Source organism: Streptomyces sp. NPDC102514, assembly GCF_055584525.1.
Genome location: NZ_JBVJLW010000008.1, coordinates 177657 through 190963, shown reverse-complemented (window position 1 = coordinate 190963; position 13307 = coordinate 177657). Strand labels below are relative to the sequence as shown.

General features: G+C 71.2%; 8 protein-coding genes. 3 read left to right on the top strand and 5 right to left on the bottom strand.

Annotated elements, in window-relative coordinates; genetic code table 11:
* Positions 1-58: 58 nt before the first annotated feature.
* The 3 genes from ACZ60E_RS21840 to ACZ60E_RS21830 all read left to right on the top strand — a co-directional run bounded on the left by ACZ60E_RS21840 (position 59) and on the right by ACZ60E_RS21830 (position 6244).
* Entirely contained in the window at positions 59-2905 is a 2847-nt protein-coding gene (locus ACZ60E_RS21840) for a lysylphosphatidylglycerol synthase transmembrane domain-containing protein (protein WP_453792295.1), read from the top strand.
* Positions 2906-3004: 99 nt separating this feature from the next.
* The gene (locus tag ACZ60E_RS21835; RefSeq protein WP_384804503.1) at positions 3005-4555 is read left to right on the top strand and encodes an alpha/beta hydrolase; all 1551 of its coding nucleotides are present in this window, start codon (positions 3005-3007) and stop codon (positions 4553-4555) included.
* A 126-nt stretch (positions 4556-4681) separates the two neighbouring features.
* Complete coding sequence (locus tag ACZ60E_RS21830) at positions 4682-6244, top strand: alpha/beta hydrolase (RefSeq protein ID WP_469442482.1); 1563 nt, start codon at positions 4682-4684, stop codon at positions 6242-6244.
* Positions 6245-6369: 125 nt separating this feature from the next.
* Here ACZ60E_RS21830 and moeZ read toward each other — a convergent pair whose 3' ends face one another.
* From moeZ to ACZ60E_RS21805, 5 genes are all read right to left on the bottom strand, one after another.
* Positions 6370-7548: an adenylyltransferase/sulfurtransferase MoeZ gene (moeZ, locus tag ACZ60E_RS21825; RefSeq protein ID WP_189769161.1), complete on the bottom strand. Its 1179-nt coding sequence runs from the start codon at positions 7546-7548 to the stop codon at positions 6370-6372.
* Positions 7549-7611: 63 nt separating this feature from the next.
* Entirely contained in the window at positions 7612-8361 is a 750-nt protein-coding gene (locus ACZ60E_RS21820) for a spherulation-specific family 4 protein (RefSeq protein ID WP_384804507.1), read from the bottom strand.
* Positions 8349-9308 carry an NAD-dependent epimerase/dehydratase family protein gene (locus ACZ60E_RS21815; protein ID WP_267027144.1) on the bottom strand — a complete coding sequence of 320 codons (960 nt, stop codon included), beginning with the start codon at positions 9306-9308 and terminating at the stop codon, positions 8349-8351. Before ACZ60E_RS21815 ends, ACZ60E_RS21820 begins: the two co-directional genes overlap by 13 nt.
* A 171-nt stretch (positions 9309-9479) precedes the next feature.
* Entirely contained in the window at positions 9480-11246 is a 1767-nt protein-coding gene (locus ACZ60E_RS21810; protein WP_469442481.1) for a hypothetical protein, read from the bottom strand.
* A complete protein-coding gene (locus ACZ60E_RS21805) occupies positions 11240-13156 on the bottom strand; it encodes a DUF3492 domain-containing protein (protein ID WP_469442480.1) in 1917 nt (638 codons plus the stop codon). The genes ACZ60E_RS21810 and ACZ60E_RS21805 overlap by 7 nt, the downstream gene beginning before the upstream one ends.
* Between the last annotated feature and the right edge of the window lie 151 nt (positions 13157-13307).

Genomic DNA, 13307 nt, shown 5'->3' with positions numbered 1-13307 from the left:
GCGGGGCATGCCACCATCGTGCGGGCGGTTACTGGTGATACGAGACCAAGAAGAGACGATGAAACAGCAGGGTGTGCACCCCGAAGACGCGGAGGGCACCTCTGAGGTTTCGTCGCGCCCGGATTCCGGCGACGATACGGACGAAAGCCTTCCGGAGAAGACAGAGGCGCCTGTGACGCCGGTGCCGGACGTCGCGTCCGGGACAGGCGTGACGTCCGGGAATCCGGACACGTCCCAGAAGAAGGACATGCGCAAGGAGAGCGAAGCCGCAGAGACCGACGGCGTGGCCTGCGACGACGCCCCGGCCGAAGCGGTCGAGGGCGACGAACCGCTGCTCCCCGCGCGCGTGCACCGTCCCTCCGACCTGATGCGCCTGCTCGTGGGCGTTCTCGCGATCACCGTGCTGCTCTCGATCGCCGCGTTCGCGCACGGCACGACGTCGGGGCTGGCGCAGGACATCAACAAGGGCACCGACGAGGCGCCCGACCTGCTGATCAAGATCGCCGGGCTCGCGTCGAGCATCGCGATCCTCCTGGTGCCGGTCGCCTTCGCCATCGAGCGGCTGATCAAGCGGGACGGGCTGCGGATCGCCGACGGTGTGCTGGCCGCGGTCCTCGCCCACGGTGTGACGCTCGCCACTGATCTGTGGGTCGCCAAAGGCGCTCCGGACTCGATCCAGAAGGCGCTCACCCAGCCTTCCCCCGGAGACATCCACGCCCTGACCGATCCGGTGCACGGTTACCTCGCGCCGGTCATCGCCTACATGACGGCCGTCGGCATGTCGAGACGGCCGCGCTGGCGTGCGGTCCTGTGGGTCGTCCTGATGCTCGACGCCTTCTCCATGCTGGTCACCGGCTACACGACCCCCTTCTCGATCATCCTCACGGTGCTGATCGGCTGGAGCGTGGCCTACGGAACGCTGTACGCGGTCGGCTCACCGAACGTACGGCCCACCGGCCGGACCCTGATGGCCGGGCTGCGGCACGTCGGCTTCCACCCGGTGAGCGCGGCGCGCGACGAGACCCCGGAGGCCGCGGACGGCGACCGCGGCCGCCGGTACTTCGTGACGCTCCAGGACGGCGCCCCACTGGACGTGACGGTGGTGGACCGGGAACAGCAGGCCCAGGGGTTCTTCTACCGCGTGTGGCGCCGGCTGACCCTGCGCGGCATCACCACGCGCCGCAGCCTCCAGTCGCTGCGCCAGGCCCTGGAACAGGAGGCGCTCCTCGCGTACGCGGCCATCGCGGCCGGGGCCAACGCGCCGAAACTGATCGCGACCTCCGAGCTGGGTCCGGACGCCGTGATGCTGGTCTACGAACACATCGGCGGGCGCACCCTCGACACGCTGCCGGACGAGGAGATCACCGACGACCTGCTGCGCGAGACCTGGCACCAGGTGCAGGCGCTTCAGTCGCGGCGCATCGCCCACCGCAGGCTGGCCGGTGACGCCATTCTGGTGGATCGTTCCGGCACGGTGATCCTCACGGACCTGCGCAACGGCGAGATCGCGGCCGGTGAGCTGATGCTGCGCATGGACGTCGCCCAGCTGGTGACCACGCTCGGTCTGCGCGTCGGCGCGGAGCGCGCGGTGGCCTCGGCCGTCGGTGTGCTCGGCCCGGACGCGGTCGCCGACTGCCTGCCCATGCTGCAGCCCATCGCGCTCACCCGCTCCCACCGCGCCACCCTGCGCAAACTGGCCCGGGAACGTTCGGAGCGCGAGCGCGAGGCGGTCCTGGAGGCCTCCCGGCAGGCCAAACTGGCCCGCGCCGCGGAGCACGAGGCCACGCCCGAGGAGACCAGGCCCGTCCTGGAGAAGCCCGACAAGAAAACCGTACGGGCCGAGCAGCGGGCCGAGAAGCGGGCGATCGACGAGGCGCTGGACGAGGCCCGCGAGGAGGACCTGCTCACCCAGATCAGGCACCAGGTGCTGCTGATCAGGCCGCAGGCACCGGTCGAGCCGGCCCGTCTTGAGCGCATCCGGCCGCGCACGCTGATCAGTTTCATCGCGGGCGCGTTCGGCGCGTACTTCCTGCTGACGCAGCTCACGCACATCGAGTTCGGCACGCTCTTCGAGAGCGCCCAGTGGGGCTGGGTCGCCGCGGCGGCGCTCTTCTCGTTGCTGAGCTACTTCGCCGCGGCCATGAGCCTGCTGGGTTTTGTGCCCGAGCGGGTGCCGTTCATGCGGGCCGTGGCGGCGCAGGTCGCCGGGTCCTTCGTGAAGATCGTGGCGCCCGCGGCGGTGGGCGGTGTCGCACTCAACACGCGGTTCCTGCAGCGTGCGGGGGTACGGCCGGGGCTGGCGGTGGCGAGCGTCGGCGCGTCGCAGCTGTTCGGGCTCGGCTGCCACATCCTGATGCTGCTGTCGTTCGGCTATCTGACCGGTACCGAGAAGACGCCCTCCTTGTCGCCGTCCCGGACGGTCATCGCAGGTCTGCTGACCGTCGCCGTTCTCGTCCTCGTCGTGACCTCGGTGCCGTTCCTGCGGAAATTCGTGGTCACGCGCGTGCGGTCGCTTTTCGCGGGTGTCATCCCGCGCATGCTGGACGTGCTCCAGCGTCCGCAGAAGCTGATCACCGGCATCGGCGGCATGCTTCTGCTGACGGCCTGCTTCGTGATGTGCCTCGACGCGTCGATCCGGGCGTTCGGCAGCGAGGACATGCCCGCGATCAGCATCGCCAGCGTGGCCGTCGTCTTCCTCGCGGGGAACGCGCTCGGCTCCGCCGCGCCCACCCCGGGCGGCGTGGGCGCTGTCGAGGCCACCCTGACGGTCGGTCTGATCGCCGTCGGGCTCCCCAAGGAGGTCGCGGCGCCCGCCGTGCTCCTGTACCGCCTTCTCACGCTGTGGCTGCCCGTGCTGCCGGGATGGCTGTTCTTCAACCACCTGACACGCAAGGGCGCGCTCTAGGCTCTGTCGTCACGGCAGGTCCCGGGAAAGGGCGGGGAATTCTCACCCGCACGGCCCGCGCCCCGAGCGGCTCGTCCTGTGCGCCCCCAGGATGGGTTTATGCCGAATCCTTCCCCGCCTCGCGCCGCCGTTCTGACCGCCACCGCCTTCCTGCTGCTGGCGGCCCTCGCCGGATGCGGCGCCGACGGCGGCTCCGCGGACGAGGACCTGTCGGCGCAGAAGCTCAGTTGGAAGGACTGCCCCGAACCGTCCGAGTCCGAGGGTGGCGGGGACGCTCCGTCGCCCCTGCCGGACGGCGACGGCTGGAAGTGCGCGACTCTGAAGGCGCCCCTGGACTGGGACAAGCCCAAGGGGGACACCATCGGTCTCGCGCTGATCCGCGCGCAGGCGAGCGGCGCCAAGGACCGGCGCATCGGTTCGCTGCTCTTCAACTTCGGCGGTCCCGGCGGCTCGGGCGTCACCACGCTCCCCGCGTTCGGCAAGGACTACGACGAGCTGCGTACCCGTTACGACCTGGTCAGTTTCGACCCGCGCGGTGTCGGCCGCAGCGCCGGCGTGAAGTGCGAGGACAGCGAACAGCTCGACGAGTACTTCCAGCAGGACGCCACCCCGGACGACGAAGCCGAGCAGCGGACGCTGCTGAACAGCACGAAGAACTTCAACAAGGCCTGCGAGAAGAACTCCGGGAAGCTCCTCCCCCACGTGCGCACCACCGACGCGGCCCGCGACATGGACCTGATGCGCCAGGTCCTCGGCGACGACAAGCTGCACTACTTCGGTATCTCGTACGGCACCGAACTGGGCGGCGTGTACGCGCATCTGTTCCCCGAGAAGGTCGGGCGGGCCGTCTTCGACGCGGTCGTGGACCCGACGCAGAACTCCGAACAGGGCTCCCTCGGGCAGGCCAAGGGCTTCCAGTTGGCGCTGGACAACTTCGCCGAGGACTGCGCCTCCAAGGCCGAGGAGTGCCCGCTCGGCGACAGCGCGCAGGACGTCAAGGACCGGATCGCCACCCTGCTCAAGGACCTCGACGGCAAGCCGATCCCGGGTATCTTCCCGCGCCAACTCACCCAGACCGCCGCCACGAGCGGCATCGCGCAGTCCCTGTACTCCAAGGAGTTCTGGGAGTACCTCACCGAAGGGCTCCAGCAGGCGTACGACGGTGACGGCAAGGTTCTGATGCTGCTGTCCGACTCGATGAACGGGCGCAACCAGGACGGCGAGTACAGCAACATCAGCGCCGCCAACGTCTCCATCAACTGCGCGGACGACAAACCGCGTTACACCGCCGCCGACGTGACGGCGAAGCTCCCTGAGTTCCGCAGGGCCTCTTCGGTCTTCGGCGACTATCTGGCGTGGGGCATGGTCGGCTGCACCGACTGGGCGGTGGCGGGCGACGCCGACCACCCCGATGTGAACGCGCCAGGAGCGGCTCCGATCCTCGTGGTCGGGAACACCGGCGACCCGGCGACCCCGTACGAGGGCGCGCGGAAGATGGTGGATTCACTGGGCAAGGGGGTCGGTGTCGAGCTGACGTACAAAGGTCAGGGGCACGGGTCGTACGACAGCGGGAACAAGTGCGTGCGCGGCGCGGTGAACGGCTATCTGCTGAACGGAAGGGTCCCCTCGACCGGAACGGTCTGCTCCTGAACAACCTCACAAAGCAGCAGGTCAGAGAGTTATCCACAGGGCTCCGCTGTGCTCGCGGAGATCTGCCTACTATGGCCTGACTGTCATCCGCGACATCCGGCGGACGACGATGCAAGGGGGAAGTTCATGGCGCATATCGCACGGTGGACGGCACTGGCCGCCGCCGCGTTGCTGGTGGCCGGCTGCAGCGGCTCGTCCGGGGGCGACGGGGGGAACGACAAGAACGACGACGCGGGCAGGTCGCCGGGCGCGGCATCCTCCGCGGGCGCCATGCGGGGGCTGCCCGCCTCACTCACCTCGCAGAAGCTCGACTGGGGCAGGTGCAAGGCCACCGAGACCGGTCCCGCGCCGGGCGGGGAGTGGCGGTGTACGACGCTCAAGGTGCCGCTGGACTGGGCGAAGCCGGCGGGCGAGACCATCGGACTGGCCCTGATCCGCAGTGAGTCGAGCGGCTCCTCGGGTGACCGCATCGGCTCGCTGCTGTTCAACTTCGGCGGCCCCGGCGGCTCGGGCGTCGACTATCTGCCGCCGTTCGGGCCGACGTTCGCGAAGCTCCACGAGCGGTACGACCTGGTCAGTTGGGACCCGCGCGGGGTGGCCGCCAGCGAGGGCGTGCGCTGTCGCAGCGACAAGGAGGTCCAGGCGGCCGAGGCGGTCGACACCACCCCGGACACCTCCGCCGAGGAGACCGCGTTCCTCAAGGACGCCGCGGACTTCGGCAAGGGCTGCCAGAAGTCCGCGGGCAAGCTCATGGGACATGTCTCGACGACCGACACGGCCCGGGACATGGACCTGATGCGGCATGTCCTCGGCGACCGGAAGATGCACTACTTCGGCATCTCGTACGGCACCGAACTGGGCGGCGTGTACGCCCACTTGTTCCCCAAGAACGCGGGACGGCTGGTCCTGGACGCGGTCGTCGACCCGAGCGCCGGCACGGTGGGCCACGCGGAGAACCAGGCCAGGGGTTTCCAGCGCGCTCTGGAGGACTACCTCGAATCCACGGGCCGGGACCCCGAGCAGGGCTCGCAGGAGATCGCGGACCTGCTCAAGCGGATCGACTCGAAGCCGCTGGCGACCACGAGCGGCCGCGATCTGACCCAGCAGCTCGCCCTCACCGGCATCATCTACCCGCTCTACAGCAAGTCGTCCTGGCCGGCCCTCACCAGCGCGCTCGAAGCGGCCGAGGACGGCGACGGCGACGGCACGGAACTGCTCGCGCAGGCCGACGGCTACAACGACCGTGACGCCTCGGGCCACTACGGCACGACCACGCATTCCCAACGGGTCATATCGTGCTTGGACGACAAGGAGCGGCCGACGCCCGAGGAGGCGAAGAAGCGGCTCTCCGAGTTCCGGAAGATCTCGCCCGTGTTCGGGGACTCGATGGGCTGGGACACGGCCGGCTGGTGCCACGACTGGCCGGTGGCCGGGCAGTACGAGACGCCGGAGGTGAGCGCGCCCGGCGCGGACCCCGTCCTGGTGGTCGGCAACACCGGCGACCCGGCGACGCCGTACGAGGGCGCACGCAAGATGGCGGACGAGCTCGGCAAGGGCGTCGGTGTGCAGCTCACCTGGAAGGGCGAGGGACACGGGGCGTACGGGAGCGGGAGCGACTGCGTCGACAGCACGGTGGACGACTACCTGCTCGACGGATCGGTACCGGACGACGGCAAGGTCTGCTCCTAGCGGACCCGGCCACCCCTGCCCGGACGACGGGAAGGGGCCCGGCACACACGGTGCCGAGCCCCTCTCCCTGCAGGATCAGTCCCTACGGGGTCTGTCCTTGCAGGGTCTGTCCCTACGGGGTGTCGCTAGTAGATCGGCTTCTCCGGCTCGATCTGGTTGACCCAGCCGATCACGCCGCCGCCCACGTGCACGGCGTCGGAGAATCCGGCCGACTTGAGGACCGCGAGGACCTCCGCGCTGCGGACACCGGTCTTGCAGTGCAGGACGATCTTCTTGTCCTGCGGCAGGGTCGCCAGGGCGGTGCCCATGAGGAACTCGTTCTTCGGGATCAGCTTGGCGCCGGGGATCGAGACGATCTCGTACTCGTTGATCTCGCGGACGTCGATGATCTCGATGTTCTCGCCGTCGTCGATCCACTCCTTGAGCTGCTTGGGAGTGATCGTCGAGCCGGCGGCCGCCTCCTGGGCCTCTTCGGAGACGACGCCGCAGAAGGCCTCGTAGTCGATGAGCTCGGTGACGGTCGGGTTCTCGCCGCAGACCGCGCAGTTCGGGTCCTTGCGGACCTTGACCTGGCGGTACTGCATCTCCAGGGCGTCGTAGATCATCAGGCGGCCGAGAAGCGGCTCGCCGATGCCCGCGAGGAGCTTGATGGCCTCGTTGACCTGGATGGAGCCGATGGACGCGCACAGCACGCCCAGGACGCCGCCCTCGGCGCAGGAGGGGACCATGCCGGGGGGCGGGGGCTCCGGGTAGAGGCAGCGGTAGCAGGGCCCGTGCTCGGACCAGAAGACGGAGGCCTGGCCGTCGAAGCGGTAGATCGAGCCCCAGACGTACGGCTTGTTGAGCAGCACGCACGCGTCGTTGACCAGGTAGCGCGTCGCGAAGTTGTCCGTGCCGTCGACGATCAGGTCGTACTGGCTGAAGATGTCCATCACGTTCTCGGCTTCGAGCCGCTCTTCGTGAAGGACCACGTTCACATAGGGGTTGATGCCGAGCACGCTGTCGCGGGCCGACGCCGCCTTGGAGCGGCCGATGTCCGCCTGGCTGTGGATGATCTGGCGCTGCAGGTTCGACTCGTCGACCTCGTCGAACTCCACGATGCCGAGGGTGCCCACGCCCGCGGCGGCGAGGTACATCAGCGCCGGCGAGCCCAGGCCGCCGGCGCCCACACAGAGCACCTTGGCGTTCTTCAGCCGCTTCTGCCCGTCCATGCCCACGTCGGGGATGATCAGGTGGCGGGAGTACCTGCGGACCTCGTCTACGGTGAGCTCAGCAGCTGGCTCGACCAGGGGTGGCAGCGACACGGGGACTCCGTTGGTCGGTCAATCACTACAGTTGTTCTCCCCTTAACACTGCCACGCCCTTCTTCATTCCGAGACACCCGTTCCGATCCGCGAGACGAGTTCGTCCCAGTAGCCGGGCAGACTCTCCCAGGGGGCGGCCGAACCTCCGCGGTCCGTGCGGTCGGTGAAGTAGATCGTCGAGGCACCCTGCCAGCGGGCGATGCGCAGAGCCTCGTCGAGATGGCCTCGGGGCATGCCGTGGACGAAGTGGCAGAAGCGCTCCGGCGGGTACTCCGCGGTCCACTCCGCCACCTGCGACCAGCGGTAGTCGCTCCAGGGCCCGGAGAAGGTCACCAACTGGTCGGCGGTCTCGGCGTAGCCGGGATACGGATGGGTGCCGTGGCCGAGGACGATGTGGCCGTCGCCGAGGAGCGCCCGCAGGGTGTCGGTGGTGCGCCGGACCTCCGGGAGTGCTGTCCGCTCCGTGGGACAGCGGTCCAGGAGGAAGCCGTCGACCTGGTACCAGTCGAGATAGCGGTGTGCCTCGGAGACGAGTTCGCCGAAGGCGCGGGCGCCGTAGGTCACGTCCAGGTGGCCGAGTACGCGGACACCCGCGTTGCGCAGGCGTCCGGCGGCTTCCAGGCAGTGGGGGTCGGGGCGGGCGCCGGGGCCGTCGGAGACGTTCAGGACGACCCAGTGCAGGGGGGTGCCGGGGCGGGTGAGGCCGCCCCATTCGACCGGGGCGACCAGGGGGTGCGCATAGCCGGGGACGCCGAAGCCGATCCTCAGGTCCGTGCTCGCGGTGCCCGTCGGTGTGCTGGTCAGATACGGCATGCGGCCTCCATCCAGATGTCGGCGAGGGATTCCTCGAGGTTGATCCGGGGCCGCCAGCCGAGCCGGTCGCGTGCGGTGCGCACGTCGGCCTGCTGCCAGCTGCCGCAGCCGTCCGGGTAGGGGTACGCGGCGGGGGCCGTGTGCTCTGTTTCGGAGCGGGGGTGACCGATGGATGGCCGGGCGGGGCCGGGAACTCCGTCGAGTTCGTGGAGGGCTCCGCCGTAGCCGGCGACGCGCGCGAGGACGGAGGCGGCGTCACGCAGGCGTACGGCACGACCGGATCCGATGTTGATGACGCCCTGCGCGGCGGAGAGGGAGGCGGCATGGACGGCACGGGCGACGTCGCGTACGTCGATGAAGTCGCGCTGGACACCGAGGCCGGCGAGTTTGAGGTCACCGTCGCCGGCCTGCATGGCGCGGCGCATGGCTTCGGCGAGCCGTCCGAGCGGGGAGCCCGCCGGGGTGCCGGGTCCGCACGGCGAGAACACCCGCAGGACGACGGCGTCCAGGCCGGAGCCGAGGACCAGTTCGGTGGCGGCGAGCTTGCTCACGCCGTAGGGGCCGCCGGGGCGGGGCACGGCGTCCTCGGCCGTGGAGGATCCGGGCTGGCTGGGTCCGTACTCCGCGCCGCAGCCGATCTGTACGAGGCGGGCCCCGCACCCGCTGCGGCGCAGTGCCTCACAGACGGTGGCGACGGCGACGGTGTTGTGCCGGGTGAGTTCGCGGGCGCCGCCGCGGGTGGCACCGGCGCAGTTGACGACGACCCCGGGGTGCACCGCGTCCAGGAAGCGGGTGAGCGCTCCCGGGCTGCCGCTGGCGAGGTCGAAGCGCACGTCCGCGTCGTCGCCCCGGCCGAGCGCGGTGAGCTGCACGGCCGGGTCGGCGAGGAGACGGTCGGCGACGAAGCGACCCAGGTATCCGTTGGCTCCGATCAGCAGCACCCTCATCGGGCGGCTCCCGGGGCGGACTCTCCGATGCGGAGGGTGATCATCTGGCGTTCTCCTTCAGGGTGGTGCCTTGGGTCGTACGGAAGGCCCGCGGTGTCGGCCCCGCGGGAAGGGGGGTGCTCGGCGTGGAGATCCATCACGAATCCCCTGGAGCCGAGAGTCGGTGGCGGGTCACGGCATGTCTCCGTGAACCGCGTGGGCGGAGGCCCGGGTGAGGGTCCTGGTCGCGTGGAGCAGGAGGGCGAGCGCCGCGGCACCGCACCCGAGGGCCGGGATCGCGCCCACTCCCCAGGCGTCGGCCACGGTCTCGACCGGCACGGCCAGCGCGTCACAGCCGGGGAGGCGGCTTGCGAAGACGCTCAGGAGGGCCAGTGCCTCGGCCACGCCCGCGGCCGCGAGCATGACGGCGGGGGCGTGCCTGAATCCGTGCACGGTGAGAAGACGGGCGAGCAGGAGGAGTGCGCCGAGGGCGCCGGCCCCGGCGTACGCGGCCTGCTCGTCCAGTACCGCTCCGCTCAGGGCGAGGAGGCCGCCGAGGACGCAGAGGAACAGTGCGAACACGCCCAGGAGCAGGGGTTTCACGGAGGATGCGAAGTCCTCCAAGGCGCGGCTGGTGGCGAGGCGGCGGCGGGCGCGCACGGTGAAGAGGTGGGCGCACCAGGCCGCCGGGGCGCAGGCCGCGCTCAGGGCCATGACGGACGCGAGGGCGATCGGCCAGGAGCTGTCGGGGCTGCCGGTGGGCGGTCCGTCGGGGCCGCCCTCGATGGCGGAGGCGAGCAGGCCGTCGCCGAGGAGGGCGTAGGCGACGAGCCAGTAGGTCCACGCGCGGGTGGACGGTGTCGGGGACCACGGCCGTGTGGCGTGCAGGGGGCCGCGGCTGCGGGCGGCGCGTACGGCGAGGGCCACGGCGAGTACGCCGACGACGGTCACCGCGAGGCGCGGCCGGCCCTCGGTGTACCGCAGTCCGGTCACGACCGCCGCGCACAGGGCGCCCGGCAGCAGGGTGAGTACGGCCCAGTCGGCGTGCGCCTCGGGGGTGTCGGGTGTCTCGGGCCGGGGTGCTGTGTCGCCGGCGCGGGGTACTCGCGCGTACATCTCCTCCGCGAGGGAGAAGACGTCCCGGTGCCGGAAGTGGGTGGCGGTCCGGTCGGTCACGCCGTGCGCCTCCAGGGCCGCCGCGATCTCCAGCGGGTCCACCGCGCGCTCGCACAGCTGCCGGTGGCGGTGCATCAGGGCCTTCACCGGGTCGGCGCCGCCGGGGGCGGCGGACGTGCGGTCGGCGACGACCGGCTCGCCGAGCTGTTCGCCGACCTGGTCGCCGACCTGGTCGTGAACCGGACCGAGGGCGGCTACCGCATCCACCGGACCGGGAGCCTGCCGGTCGGACATCTGCCGGTCGGGCATCGTCCGGTCGAAGGCCTGCTGGTCGGCGGCCGACCGCTCGGAGACCTGCCGCTCGGGAACCTGCTGGTCGGGAACCTGCTGGTCGGAAAGCAGTTGGTCGGAAACCGGCTCGTCGGAAGCCTGCCGGTCCGCAGCCGGAGGGGATGCCTCCGCCCCGACCGTCACGGCGTCCCACGCCAGCCGGGCGTACGTCGCCGTCGAGGACCCCTGCTTCGGTCCCTGCTTCAGTCCCGGCTGCGATCCCTGCTGCGGTCCCCGCTTCGGTCCCTGCCCGGTGGCCGGGTCCTTCGCCCAACTGGGGCGTGGGACCGTCGATCCCGGTTCGCCCGGGCGGGCGTCCGCGATTCTCGACTCGCCCAGCTGGACGTCGACCACGCGGGTCTCGCCGGGCTGGATGTCCACCACCTTGATCTCGCCCACCTCGGCGTTCATGCCCCGCATGCCCCCGGGGTCTCCCGACAGCCCGGCCTTCGTGTCCTCGGTGGCGCCGCCGGTGGTCCGGTCCGCCGCTCCGATCCGTCGCGCCCTCACCACGACCCCTCCCCCGCGGGCACGGGCTCGCCCGGAGCGAGACCCAGCGGGACACCTCGTACCGGCGGCCCTGCCGCCCAGCCCGGGCCCGGTCTCCCGGCCGTCGGCCGTGTCCCCGGTTCCGGCCACCGGCCCGGCACCTGTGCCTCGACGGGTATGGCGAACGGAAGGGGTTCGCCCGACGCGTCGACCACGTCCCGCCGGACCGGGCAATGCGAGACGATATCGAGGTAAATGCCGTGAAATGCCATGATGTTCTGCTCGACGGTGAACAGTTCGAGGGCCCGGGCGCGGGCCGCGGCGCCGAGGCGCGACCGGCGCTCCGGGGCGCGCAGCAGGGTGACGCAGGCTTCGGCGAGCGCCCGTGGATTGCGCGGCGGGACGACGAGCCCCGTACCGCCGATGACCTCGACGACCGCGCCGACGTCCGTGGACACCGTGGCACGACCGGAGAACATCGCTTCGACGAGACTGATGGGAAAGCCCTCGACGACGCTGGACAGGACGACGAGGGCACCCGCCGCGTAGGCCTCGGGGAGGGTGGGTACGTCCGGTCCGCCGATCTCCTCGAAGGAGACCGGGTTGTCGCCGACGGCTTGCACGCGGTCGGCCTTGTCGGGGAAGAGCTGCGCGGCCAGCGCCTTGCAGTGCGCCAGGTAGGTCGCGCCCTCCGGCCCTTCGGCGGGCGCGCCGACGATCCGGAGCCGTGCCTTCGGCTCCTCCTTGCGGATCTCCGCGAAGGCGTTCAGCAGCGAGACCAGGTCCTTGGCGGGCTCGATGCGCCCGACCCACACGAGGGTGTACGGGTCGGCGTGTTCGGCACTCTCGCCCACCTCCGAGAAGCGGGACGCCTCCATGCCGGGGTAGACGGTACGGATCCTGGTCCGGTCGGCGCCGCAGCGCTCCTGCCAGCGGCGGGCGTGCGTGTTGCCGGGCGTGATGACCGCGGCCTGCCGGTAGGCCTCCGCGGCGAGCCGGCCGTGGAACGCGGCGAGCAGGGCCCGCGCCGGGGCCGACGCGGCGTTCCCCCGAAGGTCCTCGTGCGGGCCCAGGTAGTGCGCCCGCAGCTGTACTCCGTACTCCGTGACCAGCAGTGGTACGCCCGAGAAGTGGCGGGCGAGCAGGCCGGGCAGGGCCGCGGCGCCGCCGGACGTGGCGTGGCACAGGTCGACCGAGCCGAGCCCGTCGTCGCCGTACCAGTCGAGGGAGAGGGGGCGCAGCGCGCGTTCCACCTGGGCGGCGACGGTGAGCAGATCCGGCACGCGGGCGGTGCGCGCGGCGCGCAGTGCGCCGGGCGCGCGGCAGGCGCGTTCGAGGGCGCGCACCGCCGCCTCGGAGCGCAGGGCGCCGACCATGCCGCCCTCGTCCCGGGCCAGTTCGGCGAGCCCGTACAGCGCGCTGCCGAAACGGTCCGCCGCACCGGCCGAGGCACCCTCACCCCGGCCCTCACCCCGGCCCTCGCCCCGGCCTTCGGTATACCCCCCGCCGCGCCCCTCGGCTCCGGCGAAGCCCCCGGACGCCGCATCGGACGCCATGTCGGGCACCGCGCCGGATGCCGCGCCGGATGCCGGACCGGATGCCGGACCGGACACCGCATCGGGCGCGGCGGCGCCGAGCGCGTCGGGCGCACACATGGCCGCCGCCAACTCTCCGTAACACTCGGCGAATCGGCGCCGGGCCCGTCGCCCGTAGGCGACGCCGTCCTCGTTCGCCGTCCAGAGCGGGGCGGTGCGCACCCGGCTCACCTGGGAGGGGAGCTGGATCCAGCCCTCATCCTCCTGCTGCTCACTGCGGCTCAGCGCGTAGATGTCGAACTCGTGCTGCCCGAGCCCGCGCACGAGCCGGTCGCACCAGAGCCTGGCCTCACCGCTCACATACGGATAGCCACCCTCCGTAAGCAGTCCTATGCGCACGACCGCACTCCCGATCTCCCGTGTGGGGAGCCGCCGTTGACCCGGCGGCTCGCAGCGGGACGAACGTATGCGGACATGGCGGTGGTGCGATGGACGGTTGTCCATCGCACCACCAAAAGGGGTGAACGGTCGTAACTTTCCCGTGCGGGTC

Coding starts and splice junctions, on each gene's coding strand:
- ACZ60E_RS21840 (WP_453792295.1), top strand. CDS start 59: ATGAAACAGCAGGGTGTGCACCCCGAAGACGCGGAGGGCACCTCTGAG.
- ACZ60E_RS21815 (WP_267027144.1), bottom strand. CDS start 9,308: ATGAGGGTGCTGCTGATCGGAGCCAACGGATACCTGGGTCGCTTCGTC.
- ACZ60E_RS21835 (WP_384804503.1), top strand. CDS start 3,005: ATGCCGAATCCTTCCCCGCCTCGCGCCGCCGTTCTGACCGCCACCGCC.
- ACZ60E_RS21830 (WP_469442482.1), top strand. CDS start 4,682: ATGGCGCATATCGCACGGTGGACGGCACTGGCCGCCGCCGCGTTGCTG.
- ACZ60E_RS21820 (WP_384804507.1), bottom strand. CDS start 8,361: ATGCCGTATCTGACCAGCACACCGACGGGCACCGCGAGCACGGACCTG.